Raw genomic sequence first — 18482 nt, forward strand, 5'->3', positions numbered from 1 at the left:
ACATATGATGATATGGATCGCAAGCGGCGATCAGCCGTCAGTTTGCCCGATCACAAATCCCGAACCGGTCTTCCATCGGTCAGCCGCGGCGGCGTGCTTGTGTCCATCTGCCTTGAAATCACGGAAGATAACCTGCTTCCTGCCAGCCCAAGGGTCAATTGAACGAATCGGGTATCGTTCTTCCTCCGGGCATGGGCAACACCGAGCAGACAGGGAAAGCGTGATCAGAATACTGCACACCGCCGACATCCACCTCGACTCCCCGCTCAAGTCGCTTGCGCTGCGCGATGAAAGCCTGCGCGCCATCGTCCACGCCGCCACGCGCGATGCCTTCGCGCGCATCGTCGACACGGCGATTGCCGAGGGTGTCGCTGCCCTCTTGATTGCAGGCGACCTTTTTGACGGCGCCGAACGCAGCGCTCGCACCGCGGCTTTCCTGACAGGCCAGTTCGACCGCCTGCGCCAGGCCGGCATCCGCGCCTTCTACATCAAGGGCAACCATGATGCGGAAAATCCCATCACCGGCGAACTGGCGCTGCCGGACAATGTGCACGTTTTCGACGGACGCGGCGGCAAGGTGGAGCTGGCCGGGGGAATCTGGATTCACGGCGTCAGCTTCGCGCGGGCGCAAGCCCCGGAAAGCCTTCTTGGGAAGTTCCATCCGCCCGTTGCCGGAGCCGTCAACATCGCCATGCTGCACACCTCGCTTGCCGGGTCGCCCGGCCATGACGTCTATGCCCCCTGCTCGGTCGCCGACATGGCTGCCATGGGTTTTGACTATTGGGCGCTTGGCCATGTTCACAAGAGACAGGTTCATTCCGAATCGCCCCTGATCGTCATGCCGGGCATTCCGCAAGGCCGCGACATCGGCGAAGCGGGCGCGAAAACGGCGACCATGCTCACCATTGAAGACGGGATCATCACCACAAGCGAGGTGGCAACGTCGCTCGTGGAGTTCACCGCACTGGATCTGGACATCACCGGGGCCGACAGCGGCGACGCCCTGCGGGCCATGCTGCGCAAGGCTTTGACCGGTCTTGCCGGCGAACTGGAATCGGATGCAGGCATCGTGCGCCTGACCTTGAAGGGCAGGCCGCCCGCCCATTGGCAGTTCCTGCGCGACCGCGACATCTGGCGCGAAACCGCCGATAATGTCGCACGCGAGACAGGACGCCTCTGGCTGGAGAAACTGGCCTTCGACCTGCAGCCTCCGCAGGATGCCGGACATGGCGCCGCCGCGACGGATGAGTTGGCGCGGCTGATGGATGCCATTCGCGAAGAACCGGGATTCGCCGCAGCGGTACAGGAGGAGTTGGCCGGCGTTCTGGCGGAGTTGCCACCCCACCGCCGCGCCGCGCTGGCTCCGCATGAGGACGAAGCCGTGGCCCTTGGCCAGCGTTTGTTGGCGGCAGGTGCGCAAAGGCTGGTCGCACGCATGAAGGGGGCATCCGGCTGATGCGCATCCGGCGGCTCGATCTCGATTTCTTCGGCCACTTCACGGCGCGCAGGTTTGATTTCGGCGAAGCCGGGACGGGTGCGGATTTCCACATCATCCATGGGCCGAACGAAGCCGGGAAAACCACCACCAAGGAGGCCTTCCTGCGCCTGCTTTACGGCTTTCCCAACCGTGAGCCCTATGATTTCCAGCATCAGCGCAAGAACCTGCGTGTCTCTGCCCTTCTGGAAACCGCGGAGGGCGCCCGCGCCTTCACGCGCCTGCCCACGCGCGCCGCTTCGCTGGTTGACGAGACCGGAACCGCGCTGCCCGAGACTGCGCTGACAGCCCATCTGGGCGGCCTTTCGCTGGATGACTATCGCAACCTGCTTTGCCTCGATGACGAGACCATCGAACGTGGCGGCGAGGATATCGCCAACGCGCGCGGCGATATCGGACGGCTGCTGTTTTCCGCCGCCGCGGGCGTGGCCGATCTCAATGCCGTCCTGGAAGCGGCCCGCGACGAGGCGGACAAGCTTTATCGCAAGCGCGCCAGCACCACGCGCATGGCGTCCCTGAAAAAGGAGCTTGCCGAGGTCGAGCGCGAAATCCGCGACAACGACATCAGCGCAAATGCCTGGCGCCGGCTCAGGCAGGCCCGCGACCAGGCGGCTGAGGAGGAAGATGCAGTCCGTCAGGAGCGCGCGGACCTCCGGCGCCAGGCGGCAGACGTCGATGCGCGCCGCCGCGCCCTGCCCCTCATCAACGAGATCGACGACCTGGAAAAGCGGATCGCCCCCCACGCGCAATACCCCGCCCGCGTCGATATCAGCAGCGAGGATCTCGAAGCGCTGAGGGACGAACAGACCAGGGCAGCCAATGACGCCGAACGCCTCGAAGACGAAATCGTGGCGTTGCAGCAAGCCCTTGCCGGGCTGGAACCGGATCCCGAGGGCCTCGCCATCGCCAAACCGCTCGATGAGCTCGACACCTTGCGCAGCCGCTACAACACTGCCGGCATCGACCTGCCCAAACGGCGCGCGGCCGTCCGCGAAGCCTTGCAGGACATGGCGCGCGCGGCAGCCGACCTTCGGGTTGACGAGGCCGTGGCGCCCGAAAGCCTCATCTGCTCGACGGCCGATCTGGCCGATCTGGAGGCCGCGCGCGCTGCCATGCAGGCCGCAGAGCGTGACCGTACCAGCGAGGCGGCGGAAGTGGAGGCCCTGGAAACGCGCTTGCGCGAGGCCGTCCGGGCGCACGAGGCGCAGAAGCGGGCCGCCCCCGCCGCATCCGGAATTTCCGCCATTCTCGACCGTTTCGACGCGGATTCGCTGGCATCCGCCCATGCCGCCGCCCGCGCGGCCGTCGACGAAGCACGCCGGCAGGCCCGCGACGGCCTCGACGCGCTGGGCCTTGCCGGACGACGGTTCGACAACCTGCCCTCCTGCCCGCTGACAGCCGACGATGCCCGTGATCTGGCCGGGCGCCTCTCCACACTCGAAAGGAAGATCGCGGAACAAGACGACCGCATTGCCGGATACCGGGAGACCGCCGCCGTCCACACCGCGCAAATCGAACGGCTGACGGCAGCCGGAACGGTGATTGCCGACCTCGAAGCAAAGGGCTTGATGGAGCAGCGCGACACGCTCTGGTCGGCCCATCGCAAGGCCCTGACCGGCGACAGCGCCGATATGTTCGAGACGGCAATGCGCCAGGTCGATGACATGGCGCGGACCCGCCTTGCCCGCGCCCGTGAACTGGCAGCCTTGCGCCAGGCCGAACAGGGCCTTTCGGAAGCAGCGGCAAGGGCCGTGCAGGGCGAGCGGCAACGCGACGCGCTGGAAACGCAGAAAGCCGCGATCGAGGCACGCATTGCCGATGCCGCCAGCGCCGCCGGACTGGATCCGGCAACCTCGCCTTCCGCCTTTTTCCCCTGGATTGACCGGCTGGCAGCCGCGGGCCTGGCCGCCCGGCAACGCCAGGCGGTGGAAGACCGGCATCGCCCGGTGCTGGAGAAGGCCGACGCGCTGGTGCAGGCATTGCGCCCCTTCCTCGACCTGGCGGAACCGGAATTCGACGCTTGCCTGACGGCGGCGCGCCGCCTCGCCAGGGCCGAACGCGATCATGCGGATGCGCTGAAGGCGGCGATGGAGCGGGTACAGGAACTTCAACGCGACCTGGCTGGACGCAAGGACCGGCTTGACCGGCGTGAAGCCCGGGCCGCCACCGCACGCCAGGCCTGGACGGAGCGTGTGCAAAGGCTGTTTGACGGACGGATAGGCCCCGAAACGCTGGAACGGTCGCTGGAGCCCCTGAGCCGGCTGCGCGAACATGACAGCCGCCGGACCAGCGCCGAACGGCAGGTATCTGGCATGGAGGAAGACCAGCGCCAGTTTTCCGGCCGGGTGGATGCGCTGGCCGCCGCCCTTGCATCGGCAAGCGGAACGGAAACCGGCGGCGGCGATCCGCTGGCCACCTTCGATGCCTTGCGCCATCGTGCCGAGCATGCCGTCCAGACCGAACACCGCCGCAAGGATGGCGAGACGCGGTTGGTGCAAAAGCGGCAGGCATTGCAGGCTGCCCGCCGGCGGCTGGATGAAATCGACCGCGAGGTCCGTCAACTGGCCGCGATCTTTCCCGCCGGCATACCGGTGGCAACCTTGGCCGAATTGCGCACGGCAGTAGCCTTGGCCGGGGAAATCGGCACCTGGCGCGAACGCTTGTCGGCCTGCCAACGCCAGGTTCTCGACATCCTTTCCGTCGCAGACCTGTCGGCTGCCCGTCTTGCGCTGGCCGATGCCACCGCGGCCGGCTTGCAGGCGCAGGCGGACAATCTGGCAAGCGACCTGGAAGCCATCGACCTGCGCATCACGAAAGCCACGGAAGCCCGCGTCTCAACCGCGCGCGATCTGGCCGCAGTTACCGGCGACGCCGACATTGCCCGCCTCGTCGAGCGCAGGACGACGCTGGAACTGGCAATCGAGGAGACGGCGCTGGACTATCTGGAATTGTCGCTCGGCCTGCAACTCGCGGAGACGGCGATACGCCGCTATCGCGACACCCATCGCAGCGGGATGATGGCGGCCACCGAGACCGTTTTCGCCACGCTGACCAACGGCGCTTACCGGAAACTGCTGACCCAGCCGGAAGGGTCATCGGAGATCCTGCTGGTCACGGACGCGGCGGGCACCGCCAAGCGGGTCGAGGATCTGTCCAAGGGCACGCGTTTCCAGCTTTATCTCGCGCTGCGCGCGGCAGCCTATGAACAGCTCGGGAGCCAGGGCATCCACCTGCCGTTCTTCTGCGACGACATTTTCGAGACCTTCGACGAGGACCGCACCCGCGCCGCCTGCCGCATCATGCAGCGTATCGGGGGCACCGGGCAGGCCATCTACCTCACCCACCACCGGCACGTCGTCGATATCGCCCGCGAAGTCTGCCCGGACGGCGTCAGGATCCACGAGATCGCCTGAGCACGCCGCCCGGAAATGCCGGATCGAGCAATCGCCCGGAGGTCAGACCTTTTCCAGCGCCACGGCAATGCCCTGGCCGACACCGATGCACATGGTCGCCAGACCGAGCTTGCCGCCGCGATGATGCAGTTCCAGCGCGGCGGAGCCGGTGATGCGCGCGCCCGACATGCCCAGCGGGTGGCCGAGCGCGATAGCGCCGCCATTCGGGTTCACATGGTCCGCATCGTCGGCAATGCCGAGATCGCGCAGCGTCGCCAGCCCCTGGGAGGCAAAGGCTTCGTTGAGTTCGATCACGTCGAAATCCTGCGGCGTGAGACCGAGTCGCGCGCAAAGCTTCTTTGTCGCCGGCGCCGGGCCGAAACCCATGATGCGCGGCGCCACGCCCGCCGTTGCTCCGCCGAGGATGCGCGCGATCGGCGTCAGGCCGTATTTCCTCGCCGCCGCTTCCGATGCGACGACGAGAGCCGCCGCACCATCGTTGACGCCGGATGCATTGCCCGCGGTCACCGAACCGCCTGCCCGGAACGGCGCCTTCAGCGCGGCCAGCTTTTCAAGCGTCGTCGCGCGCGGATGCTCATCCTTGTCGACCACCGTGGGCTCGCCCTTGCGCGAAGGGATCGTCACCGGCACGATTTCCCTGGCCAGCCGGCCGTTTTCCTGCGCCGCCGCCGCCTTTTGCTGCGAGCGCAGGGCGAAGGCATCCTGGTCCTCGCGCGAAACATTGAAATCCTCGGCCACGTTTTCCGCCGTCTCCGGCATGGAATCGATGCCGTATTGCTTCTTCATCAGCGGATTGACGAAGCGCCAGCCGATCGTCGTGTCGTAGATTTCTGCATTGCGCGAAAATGCCGTATCGGCCTTGGGCATGACGAAGGGCGCGCGGCTCATGCTCTCCACGCCGCCTGCGATCATCAGGTCCGCCTCGCCTGCCTTGATGGCCCGCGCCGCCATGATGACCGCATCCATCCCGGAGCCGCACAGGCGGTTGACCGTGGTGCCGGTCACGTCCACCGGCAGGCCGGCCAGCAGCAGCGCCATGCGCGCCACGTTCCGGTTGTCCTCGCCGGCCTGGTTGGCCGATCCGTAGATCACGTCGTCCACCGCGCTCCAGTCGACATTCGTGTTGCGCTCGGTCAGCGCACGGATCGCGATGGCGCCAAGATCGTCGGCGCGTACCGATGACAGGACACCGCCGAAGCGGCCAATGGGCGTGCGGACATAGTCACAGATGAAGGCCTCAGCCATGGATATTCTCTCTCCCTCCGGAACAAGCCGGCGCCTTTTTCGCGGTTTGGGAAAGCGAATGCAAGAGCAATGGCTGCATTGGAGCGGCTTTCGACCGGAGCGAACCGCCCTAGTCGAGCGTGCGCCGGAAACGCAGCAAGGCCAGCATGGCATAGAGGATGACAAAGAGGCACAGCGCCAGCAGGCTGGTGGCGACTGCCGGAAGATCGGCCCCCTTCAGCATGACGCCGCGTATCAGGCGCAGGAAATGCGTCAGCGGGAAGGTTTCCCCCAGATATTGCGCCCATGACGGCATGCCCCGGAACGGAAACATGAAGCCGGACAGCAGCAGCGAAGGCAGGAAGAAGAAGAAGGTGAGCTGCATCGCCTGCATCTGGCTCTTGGCAATCGTCGAGATCGTGTAGCCGAGCAGGACGAGCGCCATGACGAAGATGAAGATCCCGGTGAGCAGAAGCGTCATCGAGCCGAAAAACGGAACGGCGAAAAGGACCCTCGCCGCACCAAGCACCACCGCCACCTGCACGGAACCGACCACAAGATAGGGCAGCACCTTGCCAAGCATGATCTCCGCCGGCGTCGCCGGCATCGCCAGCAGGTTTTCCATCGTGCCGCGCTCGCTTTCCCGCGTGAGCGCCATCGACGTCATCATCACCATGGTCATCTGCAGGATGACGCCCAGCAGGCCGGGCACGATGTTGTATTGCGTGATGCCTTCCGGGTTGTAGCGCCGGTGCACGACGATGTCGGGCGGCTGCGGCAAGGTCGCCCCGTCCTGGCCCGCATCGCCGCGCTCGCGTTGCAACGCCTGGGCGGCGACTGTGGACAGTGTCGAGATCGCGCCGGAAGCCACGGAAGGGTCCGTCGCGTCTGCCTCGATCAGCAATTGCGGATGATCGTTCTTCAGCACGCGCGTGCCGAAATCCGAAGGGATGGTGATGACGAAGGAAACGTCGCCGGCAGCCAGCATGGCCTCGGCCTTGTGCGCATCCGAGCCATGCAGGACGAAGCGGTAATAACCCGTATTTTCAAGCGCCGTGACCATGGCGCGGGTAAAACGGTCCTGGCTGAAGGCGACGAGCGCGGCCGGCAGCGCCTTGGGATCGTTGTTGATGGCATAGCCGAACAGAACGAGTTGCATCAGCGGCACGCCCAGCATCATGGCGAAGGTGACGCGGTCGCGGCGCATCTGGACGAATTCCTTGGCAAGCATCGCGCCGAGACGGGCAAGGGAGAACCAGCGGTTCATGCCATGTTGTCCCGCGACTGCGCCATGAAGCGGATAAAGACGTCTTCCAGACTCGTGTCGCCACGTTTGGCGCTGGAACCGGCCGTTTCTGCCGCCGCTCGGACGGACCGCTCAAGCGCCGGCGCATCGGCGCCCACCACATGGATCGTCGTGCCGAACGGCGCGATCTGGTCGACGCCGGGCGCGCCGGACAGGGCGCCGATCGCCGTGCCGAGATCGCCTCCACTCAGCACCCATGTCGTCAGTTGCGCGTCGGCGACCACTTCGGCCACCGTGCCGCTGGCCAGCAACTTGCCATAGGAAATGTAGTGGATGCGGTGACACCGCTCGGCTTCGTCCATGTAGTGGGTGGAGACCAGCACCGTCAGGCCGGCGGCGGCGCGCGCATGGATCTCGTCCCAGAAGTCGCGCCGCGCCTTCGGGTCAACGCCGGCTGTGGGTTCGTCCAGCAACAGCAGGTCCGGCTTGTGCATCAGGCAGGCGGCCAGCGCAAGGCGCTGCTTCCAGCCGCCCGACAGCGTGCCGGCAAGCTGGTTTCGCCGGCTGGTCAGCCCCAGATCCTCCAGCGTTTCGGCCACCGCGCCCCTGGGCAACTGGTAGAGCCGGGCCACGAACCGCAGGTTCTCGGCGATCGACAAGTCCTCGTAGAAGGAAAAGCGCTGCGTCATGTAGCCGGTCCTGAGCTTGATGGCGCGCGCTTCCCGGCGCATGTCATGGCCCAGCACCGTGCCCTCGCCCTCATCCGCCGTCAGCAGGCCGCACATGCACCGGATGGTGGTCGTCTTGCCCGATCCGTTCGGCCCGAGGAAGCCGGCGATCTCCCCGCGCGCCACATCCATCGACACATGGTCGACCACTGTCTTTGCGCCGAAACGCTTGACCAGCCCGCGCACGGAAATGGCCGGTTCGCTCATGATCCGGAACCGGGCAGGCGAACATCCACGATCTGGCCAGGCTTCAGATCGCGCGCGCCGTCATCGGGCCGGGCCTCGACGAGGAAGACGAGTTTCTGCCGGTTTTCCAGGGAATAGATGACCGGCGGCGTGAATTCCGGTTCGTCGGAGACATAGGACACCGTTGCCGTCATTCCTTTCGCACATCCGTCGCAACTGAAAGGCAGCACGGTCCCGCGGCTGATACCCGCAAACCCGGCTTCCGGTATGTAGAGTTTCAGTTTCACGCCCCCTTCCGGCAGCAGGGCAAGGATGGGCGCCTGCGGGCCGGCCAGTTCGCCCGGATTGCGGATGACATCGGTGATCTGCCCGGCCTCCGGCGCCAGCAATTCGCGGTTTTCCAACCGCCATCGCGCATTCTCCAATGCCGCCATCGCCTGGTCACGCGCAGCGCGCGCCGCCTTGATCTCGTCGGCACGGGCCGGCAGGCGCGCCACCTTCAGATTGGCCTTCAGTTCGCGCACCTTGGCCTCGGCCACCGCAAGCCCCGTCCTGGCGTCATCGAGCGAGGCCTGCGTCGCCACACCGCGCCTTTCCAGGTCGGCCATGCGGTCCACTGTCCTCTGGGCCTCTTCGCGCTGCGCTTCGGCGGAATTGAGGGACGCCTCGATGACCGCGATTTCCTCCGGCCGCTTTCCCTGGCTGATATTGGCGAGCTGGCTTTCCGCCTGCGCCAGCGCTGCTTGCGCCTGCGCCACGGCAATCCGTGAATCGCGCTTTTCCATGCCGGCCAGAAGTGTGCCTTTGGCCACCCGGTCGCCGCGCCGGACATGCAGGACCTCCAGCCGCGCGGTTTCGATGGGCGCGACCAGCACGCTTTCCGCCTCGGCATACCCGGTCACGATGGCTGTCGAAGGCGAGCACGCCGCAAGCCAGCCGGCGACCAGCGGCACTGCGCAAAGCAGGTCCATCATGATGGCATCTCCTTTCTCGCCGCAATCATGGCGGCGAGGTTGATCTTGACGGTTCTGGCAAGCTGGCCGCATTCGTCCGCGCCCATTGTCTCCCAGCCCATGCGGCCAAGCACGACCGGCTGGCCGATGCGGAAATAGAGCAGTTGCCCTGCCAGCGTGAACACGGCAAGGCGGGTATCCGCACTGTCCGGGTCCGTTCCCGCGGCAACGGCAAAGACACGGCAAAGCCCCTTGTGAACCGGGCCGATGAAGCGGGACATGAGAAGATCGAAGACCGGCCCGCGCTCGCCGATTTCGCGCAGGATGAACGATGACAGCGACCGCCCGTCCTGGCCAGCGATGATCTGTGCGATGAACCGGTCGATCACGCCTTCGAGAAAGGCCTGCGCGCGCTCAGGATCGCCACCGGCATCGAATTGCTCCGCCGCCCCCGCCACGCGCGATATCCGGGCCGCGACAGTCTCCGCACAGGCCAGCCGCAACCCTTCCTTGCCGCCGAAATGATAGGCGATGGATGCCACATTCGCCCCCGCCATGGCGGCAATGGCGCGCGTGGACGCTGCGGCAAAGCCGTCCCGGCCAAAAAGCGTCAGCCCGGCCCGGATCAGGGCCTCGCGCGTTTCCTCGGACCCGCTTCGGGAAATGCCGTTCACAGGAACCATGGCACCGTCCTTTCGCGCACAATTTAATCAAACGATTGATTAAAGGCAAGACCTCTTCCTGTCACAGGTCACGCGCGCTGTCGCCGCCGGACGCGCTGGCCCTGAACTTAGGACCGGAAGCCGGAGCCCGCTTCGCGCGGGTCATCGTCACCCTCGGCTCCGTCCCAGGGATCGTCATGGAGGATGCGTTCCGCCGCACCGTCGAGGTCGTCATATTGTCCGCTCTTCAACGACCACAGGAAGGCGCCAAGGCCAAGCGCCCCCAGGAAAAGCGCGATGGGAATGAGATAGACCAGAACGTTCATGCGCGTTTTCCTATTCGCCGGGCTCCAGCCGGGCTTCGCCCTGCTCCACCCGCTCGCGCTCCTCCACACCGACCAGACGCGTGGCCATTAGCCGCATCGCGTTGGAGATCACGAGGATCGATGACCCCGACATGGCCAGCGCGGCCAGCAGCGGCGTGACATGGCCGGTAATCGCCAGGGGCACGGCAATGATGTTGTAGACGATCGCGATGGCGAAATTCTGCCGGATCAGCCGTCCTGCCTGGCGGGAGACCGAGAGCGCGGCCGGAACCGCGGCGAGCGAGTCGCGCAGGAACACGAAATCGGCGGCGTTGCGGCCGATATCCGCCGCAGTCGCCGGTGCCATCGAGACATGCGCGGCATTGAGCGCCGGGGCGTCGTTGAGCCCGTCACCGACCATCAGCACCTTGCGGCCCTGGTCCGAAAGGCTTCTGATCGCTTCCACCTTCTGTGCCGGCAGCATGGCGGCATGGAAATCGCCGATGCCGAGCCGGCCGGCGACATCGGCCACCGCATCGCGGTGATCGCCGGAAATGATGCGCGCCGGCAGGCCCGCCCCGCAAAGGGCATGAACCGCCGCGCCTGCATCCGGGCGCAACTGGTCGGTGAAGCGGAAAACGGCCAATTCCTCGCCATCGAGCGAAAGCGTGGTCGCGGTCAGTCCGTCCGCCGTGTCCGCGGCCCCGCCCGATACCGCCCAGTCCCGCCGGCCCAGACGCCAGAGCCCGTCGGCGCCTTGCGCCTCAAGCCCCTGCCCCGGCACTTCGCGCACCGCATCGAAAGGGACACCTTCGCCGTCACGATAGGCGGCCAGCGCCTGCGCCAGCGGATGCCGTGAGTGGCTGGCCAGATCCGCGGCCGCGGCCAGAAGATGGGGCGCGACGGCCGCCGCGTCGGTCAGGCGCGGCCGCCCCATGGTCAGCGTGCCGGTCTTGTCGAACAGCACGGCGTCGGCCTCGGCAAGCCGCTCCATGGCGCTGCCGTCCTTGACCATGATGCCGCGCTCGAACAGCCGCCGCGCGGCGACGACCTGCACGATGGGCACGGCCAGACCGAGTGCGCAGGGACAGGTGATGATGAGAACCGCAATCGCGATGGTCAGCGACTGGTGCCAGTCGCCGGTTGCCCAGAACCAGCCGATGAAGGACAGGAAGGCGGTGAGATGCACCACGGGCGCATAAAGCTGTGCGGCGCGGTCCGCTATGCGGCGGTAACGCGCCTTGCCGCCCTCTGCGGCCTCCATGAGCCGCACCATTTCGGCCAGGAAGGAATCCTCTGCCCGTGCCGTCGCCTCGATGGTCAGCGCGCCGGTCAGGTTCAGCGTCCCGGCGCGCACATCCATGTCCCGTGTCACCGCCTGCGGCGCGCTTTCACCCGAAACGAGCGAACAATCGAGGTCCGATTGGCCGGATACGACCCGCCCGTCCACGGGCACCCGGTCGCCCGCGCCCAGCAGGATGCGCATGCCCGGCTCGATCTCGCCGGTGGCGATCCAGCGACGCTCGCCGGCCGCATCCTCCAGCAGGGCGCCGCGCGCCGCCATCCGCGCCAGTCCCTTGACCGCCGTGCGCGCCCGTTCGCGCATCACGTGGTCGAGCGTGCGCCCGATCAGCAGGAAGAACAGCAGCATCACCGCCGCGTCGAAATAGGCATGCCGGCCATGGTTCAGCGTGTCGTACAGGCTCATGCCGTAAGCCAGCAGCACGCCGATGGAGATCGGCACGTCCATGTTGGTGCGCCCGTGTTTCAGCACGCTCCACGCGGACGAGAAGAAGATGCGCCCCGAATAGGCCAGCGCCGGAATGGCGATGATGGCGGAGATCAGGTGGAAGACATCGCGCGTCGCGCCTTCGGCCCCGGACCAGACAGAGACGGACAGCAGCATGATGTTGCTGGCGGCGAACCCGGCCACCGCGACCGCACGCAGCAGCTTCGACAATTCCGTGTCGCGCCCCTCCGCCTCGAAGTCGAAGATATGGGCAGGATAGCCGATGGAGGCCAGCGTCTGACAGAAGCCGGGAACCGTCCTGCCGTCGTCGCGCCATTGCACCGTGACGCGCCGGGTCGAGAGATTGACGCGCGCGAACGTCACGCCCTCGACCTTGTTCAAGGCATTTTCAACGGCCACGATGCAGGCACCGCAATGGACGCCCGGCACCGACAGATCCGTCTGCCGCAGACCCTCGCCAACCGGGCGGGAAGCCTCGCGCAGTTCCTCGTCCAGCGGCAGGGACTGCGCCTCGCAGGCTTCGCCTTCCGTTCCTGGCGCGCAGCAGCTCATCCTACTTGGCTCCCTCGCCTTTCACGAGAATGCGCGTGGCGTGGCGGTAAGGGGTGTCCAGCCCCGCCTCGGCCAGAACCTCGACAACCCACTGGCCGCCCGCCAGCCGGGTATCCACCACATGAAGGCCATTGCCGGCGGAAACGAGTTCGACAATCTGGTCCATTCCCTCATGGGCCGGGCGCATCAGCTTGGCCTTGACACCATTCGTGGCCACGGGGGCACCCTTTGCATCCAACAGGGTGAAGCGCAGTTGCGCACCGTCATAGGAAACGGACGGATGCCAGCCGAGCGCGGCATGGGCGCGGGCAACGCCCTGGTTCTCGTTGAAATGCTGGCTCGCAACATAGGAATTTTTCACCACCAGCCCGGACCATGTGGAATTGGCGAAATAGGCCAGTGTGAGATTGACCGAGATGATGGTGCCGAAAAACAGCACCAGCACGCCCAGCATGTGTTTCCCCGTGAATTCCCGCTCTGCCATCTTGCCGTCCATTGTCACTGCTCCGGGCTGAAGAATTTCGCGCTGTAGACATCGCGCTCGTTGGACTGCTTGTCCTCGGCGATGAAGCGGAATGTGCTGTCGCCATCCAGCGAATAATCGTTCGGCATGGTAACGAAGACCTTCAGGTTGCGGATCTTGTCGGGCTCCACCGGCACGGCATAGCTGTAGCCGCCGGAGAACTGCGGCAGTTCGGGGATGTCCAGCATGGCGCCAGGCAGCCCCTCGATCTTCAGCAGGATCGTGCGCGGCTCGGGGATCATGTTCAGCAGCTTGACCGAATAGCCGTTGCGGATGGACCCGTCAGACAGCTTGACGAATTGCGGGTTGCGATCGTGCAGCACGTTCACTTCAAGCCGGTCGCGCGAGCCCAGCGAGACCAGCAGCGCAACGCCGATGGCCGACCAGGCCGCAAGGTAGACCAGCGTGCGCGGCCGCGCCAGGGTCCGCCAGCGGAAGTGGCGGACAGCAGGCACCAGCTTGCCGTCGCTGCCATAGACCCGGCGCGGATCGGCCGGATGGGCGCCATTCTCGGTCGCCAGCGCCATGTTGTGCGCATAGGTGTTCAGCGTGGTGTAGGAAATCAGCCCGCGTTCCTTGCCAAGCTTGTCCATGATCTGGTCGCAGGCGTCGATGCACAGCGCGCAGGTGATACATTCCAGTTGCAGGCCGTCGCGAATGTCGATGCCCATCGGGCAGACGGCGACACAGGCATTGCAATCCACGCAATCGCCGACCACCTCGCCGCGCGCCGCCATCTTCTTGGCATGCTTGGAACGCGGTTCGCCGCGCCAGCCGTTATAGGTCACGGTCAGCGAATGTTCGTCCAGCATGGCCGCCTGCACGCGCGGCCAGGGGCACATGTAGGTGCAGACCTGTTCGCGCATGATGCCGCCGAACGTGTAGGTCGTCGCCGTCAGGATGGCGACCGTGATATAGGCCACGGGCGCGGCCTGTCCGGTCACGAATTGGCCCAGCAGCGTCGGCGCGTCGGCGAAATAGAAGATCCAGGCACCGCCGGTCGCCACGGCGATCAGCAGCCAGATGGTGTGCTTGATCACCCGCTTGGAGATCTTGTCGAATGTCCAGGGCGCGTTTTCCAGCCGCATGCGCGCATTGCGGTCGCCTTCCACCGCGCGCTCAACCACCAGGAAGAGGTCCACCCAGACCGTCTGCGGGCATGTATAGCCGCACCAGGCGCGCCCCACCGCGGAAGTGACCAGGAACAGGCCGATCCCCGCCATCACGAGCAGGCCCGCCACATAGAAGAACTCCTGCGGCCAGATCTCGATGAAGAAGAAATAGAAGCGGCGGTTGGCCATGTCGATCAGGATGGCCTGATCGGGCGCGAACGGCCCCCGGTCCCAGCGCAGCCAGGGCGTCAGGTAGTAGATGCCGAGCGTGATGGCCATGACCAGCCACTTGAAGCGCCGGAACTGGCCCTCGGCGCGCTTCGGGAACACCTTCTTGCGCGCCGCGTAGAGCGGCTGGCGGACCTTGGCCGAATTGACCGGCGTCGCATCAAGCGGCTGAACGTCCGGCGCCTCCGCAGCCATGGCCTCGGCCGCCGTGTCCTTGCCCTTGTGGTCCTTGATGTCAGGTGTCGCCGTATCCATGCCCGGTCTTGCTCCGCTCCCGCCGCGCGGGTTGTGTCCTGACAGGCCGGCGTCTTGGGAGGATGGACCGGCCGTCTGGAACAGCAACGCAACGCTAATGGTGTATCTTGCCCTCACGTTTACCCATGCAAGATGGGCCTTGCGTTGACATGGGTCAAACATCCATGCGCGGGCGCGACGTTTTCACACATCTTCACAAACGCAAACGGCCCGGCTTGGTGCAGCCGGGCCGTTCGAGCCTGTAATCGCACCTGCGTCGGCGCAGGCGCTCCGGATCAGCTGCCGCCGCCTAGCGAATGGACGTAGACGGCCAGTTCCTTGACCTTCGTGTCGCCAAGCCGCGGCGCCCATGCCGGCATCACACCATGCTTGGGATTGCGGACCTGGGATGCGATGGCTTCTTCGCTGGAGCCGTAGAGCCAAAGCGCGTCTGCCAGGTTCGGGGCGCCGACCTCGACCATGCCGCGACCGTCTTCGCCATGGCAGGCCGCGCAATTGTCGGCGAACACCGTGGCACCTTCCTCGGCAGCAGCCGGATCGGAGGCCTCGCCCGATAGGCTCGCCACATAGGCCGCAACCTGGCGGATCTGGTCGCCGTCGAGCATTTCGCCGAAGGCCGGCATCTCGGAAATGCGCGTGTCGTCGTCCTGCTCGTAGCGAACGCCATGGGCGATGGTCTGGTGGATGGCTTCGATGTCGCCACCCCAGATCCAGTCGTCATCGTTCAGGTTCGGATAGCCCGGACCTCCGGTGGCGCCCGAACCGTGGCACTGCGAACAGTAGACCTTGAAGGTCGAACCGCCGGCCGCCGTGGCGAAGGTGCGCATTTCGTCGTCCGCCAGAATGCCTGCCAGATCGGTATTGGCGATCTTTTCGACCATCCCGGCCTTGGCCGCCTCGGCTTCACTCATTTCCGTGGCCACGGCGGCTCGGCTGGACCAGCCGAGCACACCCTGCGTGTTGCCCGTCAGGCCCGGCCACGCCGGATAGGCGATCGTGTAGCCGATCGCCCAGACGATGGTGGCATAGAAGGTCCACAGCCACCACCGCGGCAGCGGGTTGTTCAGTTCGCGGATGCCGTCCCACTCGTGACCGGTGGTTTCGACGCCGCTGACTTCGTCAATATGTTTCTCGCTCATGGTTCAGTCCTCTTGGAGCGGGATACGGGCTGCCTCGTCGGCCTGGCGCTTCGAGCCGGGCCGCAGGAAGACGTATGCAACGACGGCCGTGAAGACGAGGAACATGAAGAGCAGTCCCCAGCTGTCGGCGAAAGTGCGCATGGTCTGGTAATCGAGGTCCATATCCGTGGGCTCCCTTAGCGATAGTTGGCTTCGGCGTCGTAGCTCTCGAAATCGACGAGCGTACCCAGCATCTGGAGATAGGCGACGAGCGCGTCCATTTCCGTCAGCTTCGTCGGATCACCGTCGAAATCACCCAGCTTGGCCTTGGGATAGCGCTCTTCCAGGCCCGACCAGTCGGCGTCCGGATTGGCCTGGTCCCGAAGGTCGGCTTCCGCGTTCTCGATCATCGCATCATCATAGGGCACACCGACCATGGCGTTGGCCTTCAGATGGGCGGCGATATCCATGCCCTCGACATTCAGTTCCGTCGTCTTGAGGAAGCTGTAGCTCGGCATGATCGACTCCGGCACCACCGAGCGCGGCTCGTTGAGGTGCTGCACGTGCCACTCGTTCGAATAGCGGTTGCCGACGCGTGCCAGGTCCGGCCCGGTGCGCTTGGAACCCCACTGGAACGGGTGGTCGTACATCGATTCCGCAGCCAGGCTGTAGTGACCGTAACGCTCCACCTCGTCGCGGAACGGGCGGATCATCTGGCTGTGACAGACATAGCACCCTTCCCGGACATAGATGTTACGGCCGGCCAGTTCGAGCGGCGAATAGGGACGCACCCCCTCCACCTTCTCGATCGTGTTCTGCAGCCAGAACAGCGGCGCGATCTCGACCAGACCGCCGACGGTGACCACGAGGAAGCTGAGGACGAGAAGGAGCGAGGCATTGCGCTCCACCTTGTCATGCTTCGCAAGAAGGCCCTTTTTCTCTTCGTTTGCCATGATGAATGGACCTCCTTATTCGGCCGGCGCGGCGGCAGGCGCAGAGACGAAACCCTGCTCCTCGCGCTGATAGCCGAGAATGGTCATGGTGATGTTGTAGGCCATGATGATCGCGCCGATCAGGTAGAGCAGCCCGCCCAGCGTGCGCAGTGCATAATACGGGTACATGGCGGCCACGGACTCGGCGAACGAGTACACGAGGAAGCCCTGGTCGTCGTATTCACGCCACATCAGGCCCTGCTGGATACCGGCGACCCACAGCACGGCGGCGTAGATCACGATGCCGAGCGTGGCGAGCCAGAAGTGCCAGGTGACCAGGCGCAGGCTGTACAGCCGCTCGCGGAACCACAGCTTGGGCACCAGATAGTAGATCGCGCCGAACGAGATCATGCCCACCCAGCCGAGCGCGCCGGAATGCACGTGGCCGATGGTCCAGTCGGTGTAGTGGGACAGCGAGTTGACCGCCTTGATCGACATCATCGGACCTTCGAAGGTCGACATGCCGTAGAAGGCGACCGCGATGACCATCATGCGGATGATCGGGTCGGTGCGGATCTTGTCCCAGGCGCCCGAAAGCGTCATCAGGCCGTTGATCATGCCGCCCCAGGACGGCATCCACAGCATGATGGAGAACACCATGCCCAGCGTCTGCGCCCAGTCCGGCAGTGCCGTGTAGTGCAGATGGTGCGGACCAGCCCAGATGTAGAGGAAGATCAGCGCCCAGAAGTGGATGATCGACAGGCGGTAGGAATAGACCGGGCGGCCGGCCTGCTTCGGGATGAAGTAGTACATCATGCCCAGGAAGCCCGCGGTCAGGAAGAAGCCCACCGCGTTATGCCCGTACCACCATTGCGTCAGCGCATCCTGCACGCCGGAGAAGGCCGAGTAGGACTTGGTGCCCAGCAACGAGACCGGAAGGCTGAGATTGTTCACCACGTGCAGCATCGCGATGGTCACGATGAAGGACAGGTAGAACCAGTTGGCCACGTAGATATGCGGCTCCTTGCGCTTGTAGAGCGTCCCCAGGAACACAAGCAGATAGGCCACCCAGACCACGGTCAGCCAGAGGTCGACATACCATTCCGGCTCCGCATATTCACGCCCCTCCGTGATGCCGAGCAGGTAGCCGGTTGCGGCCATGACGATGAACAACTGGTAGCCCCAGAACACGAACCACGCGAGATTTCCGCCGAACAGGCGGGCCCGGGTCGTGCGCTGGACCACGTAGAACGATGTCGCGATCAGGGCATTGCCACCAAAGGCGAAGATCACGGCGGACGTGTGCAGCGGACGGGTGCGGCCGAAGTTGAGGAACGGTTCGATGTTCAGGTCCGGCCAGGTCAGCTGCGCGGCGACGACGACGCCGACGAGAAAGCCGACCACCCCCCAGAACATGGTGGCGATGGCGCCATAGCGCACCGGACCGTCCATGTAGCCGGACGTGTCTTCCTTCGGCGCCCCGGCGAAGGAGGTGCGCCGCATCAGGATGACGGTGAAGATGGCGAGTGTTAGAGCAAGAATGCCCATGTGTGCCTGGAAGAGGCTGTCATGGGCGAAGGCCGCACCAAGGATTGCCAGGAACGTGGCAACCACCAGCGCGACGATTTCGGCCGCGAATGTCATGAGTTTGACCCCCTCACGAGTCTGTACGGGTTAAACGATCCCGGAGCACGCCTCCGCGATCTTGCGCTGAGCAATGCGCTGCAAGCGTGACAGCCGCATTGATCTTGATCAAGGTTTCTAATTCGAGACATTGGCATAAACCATGCGTCATAGTTT

General features: G+C 65.2%; 15 protein-coding genes. 2 read left to right on the plus strand and 13 right to left on the minus strand.

The genetic code is table 11. The annotated features are described in order from the left end of the window. The first annotated feature begins 220 nt into the window (after positions 1 to 220). Both R3D65_RS14115 and R3D65_RS14120 read left to right on the plus strand, forming a co-directional pair. Positions 221 to 1456, plus strand: a complete 1236-nt coding sequence (locus R3D65_RS14115; RefSeq protein WP_371275881.1) for an exonuclease SbcCD subunit D — start codon at positions 221 to 223, stop codon at positions 1454 to 1456. Beyond that, entirely contained in the window at positions 1456 to 4908 is a 3453-nt protein-coding gene (locus R3D65_RS14120) for an AAA family ATPase (RefSeq protein WP_371275882.1), read from the plus strand. Before R3D65_RS14115 ends, R3D65_RS14120 begins: the two co-directional genes overlap by 1 nt. 42 nt (positions 4909 to 4950) lie before the next feature. Here R3D65_RS14120 and pcaF read toward each other — a convergent pair whose 3' ends face one another. From pcaF to ccoN, 13 genes are all read right to left on the minus strand, one after another. Continuing rightward, positions 4951 to 6153 (minus strand): 3-oxoadipyl-CoA thiolase, encoded by a 1203-nt coding sequence (pcaF, locus tag R3D65_RS14125; RefSeq protein WP_371275883.1) that lies wholly within the window; start codon positions 6151 to 6153, stop codon positions 4951 to 4953. A gap of 109 nt (positions 6154 to 6262) precedes the next feature. Next, a complete protein-coding gene (locus R3D65_RS14130; RefSeq protein WP_371275884.1) occupies positions 6263 to 7399 on the minus strand; it encodes an ABC transporter permease in 1137 nt (378 codons plus the stop codon). Then, positions 7396 to 8313: an ABC transporter ATP-binding protein gene (locus tag R3D65_RS14135; protein ID WP_371275885.1), complete on the minus strand. Its 918-nt coding sequence runs from the start codon at positions 8311 to 8313 to the stop codon at positions 7396 to 7398. The genes R3D65_RS14130 and R3D65_RS14135 overlap by 4 nt, the downstream gene beginning before the upstream one ends. Beyond that, positions 8310 to 9263, minus strand: a complete 954-nt coding sequence (locus R3D65_RS14140; protein ID WP_371276045.1) for an HlyD family secretion protein — start codon at positions 9261 to 9263, stop codon at positions 8310 to 8312. Before R3D65_RS14140 ends, R3D65_RS14135 begins: the two co-directional genes overlap by 4 nt. Continuing rightward, positions 9263 to 9928: a CerR family C-terminal domain-containing protein gene (locus R3D65_RS14145; protein ID WP_371275886.1), complete on the minus strand. Its 666-nt coding sequence runs from the start codon at positions 9926 to 9928 to the stop codon at positions 9263 to 9265. Before R3D65_RS14145 ends, R3D65_RS14140 begins: the two co-directional genes overlap by 1 nt. Positions 9929 to 10035: 107 nt before the next feature. Further along, entirely contained in the window at positions 10036 to 10233 is a 198-nt protein-coding gene (gene ccoS, locus R3D65_RS14150; RefSeq protein WP_371275887.1) for a cbb3-type cytochrome oxidase assembly protein CcoS, read from the minus strand. 10 nt (positions 10234 to 10243) lie between these two features. After that, on the minus strand, positions 10244 to 12514 hold the full coding sequence (locus tag R3D65_RS14155; protein ID WP_371275888.1) for a cation-translocating P-type ATPase: 2271 nt from the start codon (positions 12512 to 12514) through the stop codon (positions 10244 to 10246). A gap of 1 nt (position 12515) precedes the next feature. Further along, positions 12516 to 13010, minus strand: coding sequence for a FixH family protein (locus R3D65_RS14160; RefSeq protein ID WP_371275889.1), 495 nt, complete (start codon positions 13008 to 13010; stop codon positions 12516 to 12518). Between the two features lie 2 nt (positions 13011 to 13012). Further along, positions 13013 to 14572, minus strand: coding sequence for a cytochrome c oxidase accessory protein CcoG (gene ccoG / locus R3D65_RS14165; RefSeq protein ID WP_371276046.1), 1560 nt, complete (start codon positions 14570 to 14572; stop codon positions 13013 to 13015). A 335-nt stretch (positions 14573 to 14907) separates the two neighbouring features. Continuing rightward, positions 14908 to 15771 carry a cytochrome-c oxidase, cbb3-type subunit III gene (ccoP, locus tag R3D65_RS14170; protein ID WP_371275890.1) on the minus strand — a complete coding sequence of 288 codons (864 nt, stop codon included), beginning with the start codon at positions 15769 to 15771 and terminating at the stop codon, positions 14908 to 14910. 3 nt (positions 15772 to 15774) lie between these two features. Further along, positions 15775 to 15933, minus strand: coding sequence for a cbb3-type cytochrome c oxidase subunit 3 (locus R3D65_RS14175; RefSeq protein WP_371275891.1), 159 nt, complete (start codon positions 15931 to 15933; stop codon positions 15775 to 15777). A gap of 14 nt (positions 15934 to 15947) precedes the next feature. Then, positions 15948 to 16703 (minus strand): cytochrome-c oxidase, cbb3-type subunit II, encoded by a 756-nt coding sequence (gene ccoO, locus R3D65_RS14180; RefSeq protein ID WP_371275892.1) that lies wholly within the window; start codon positions 16701 to 16703, stop codon positions 15948 to 15950. Positions 16704 to 16718: 15 nt separating this feature from the next. Continuing rightward, a complete protein-coding gene (gene ccoN, locus R3D65_RS14185; RefSeq protein ID WP_371275893.1) occupies positions 16719 to 18326 on the minus strand; it encodes a cytochrome-c oxidase, cbb3-type subunit I in 1608 nt (535 codons plus the stop codon). Positions 18327 to 18482 lie beyond the last annotated feature (156 nt).

The organism is Zhengella sp., from assembly GCF_041397485.1.
GTDB lineage: Bacteria > Pseudomonadota > Alphaproteobacteria > Rhizobiales > Rhizobiaceae > Zhengella.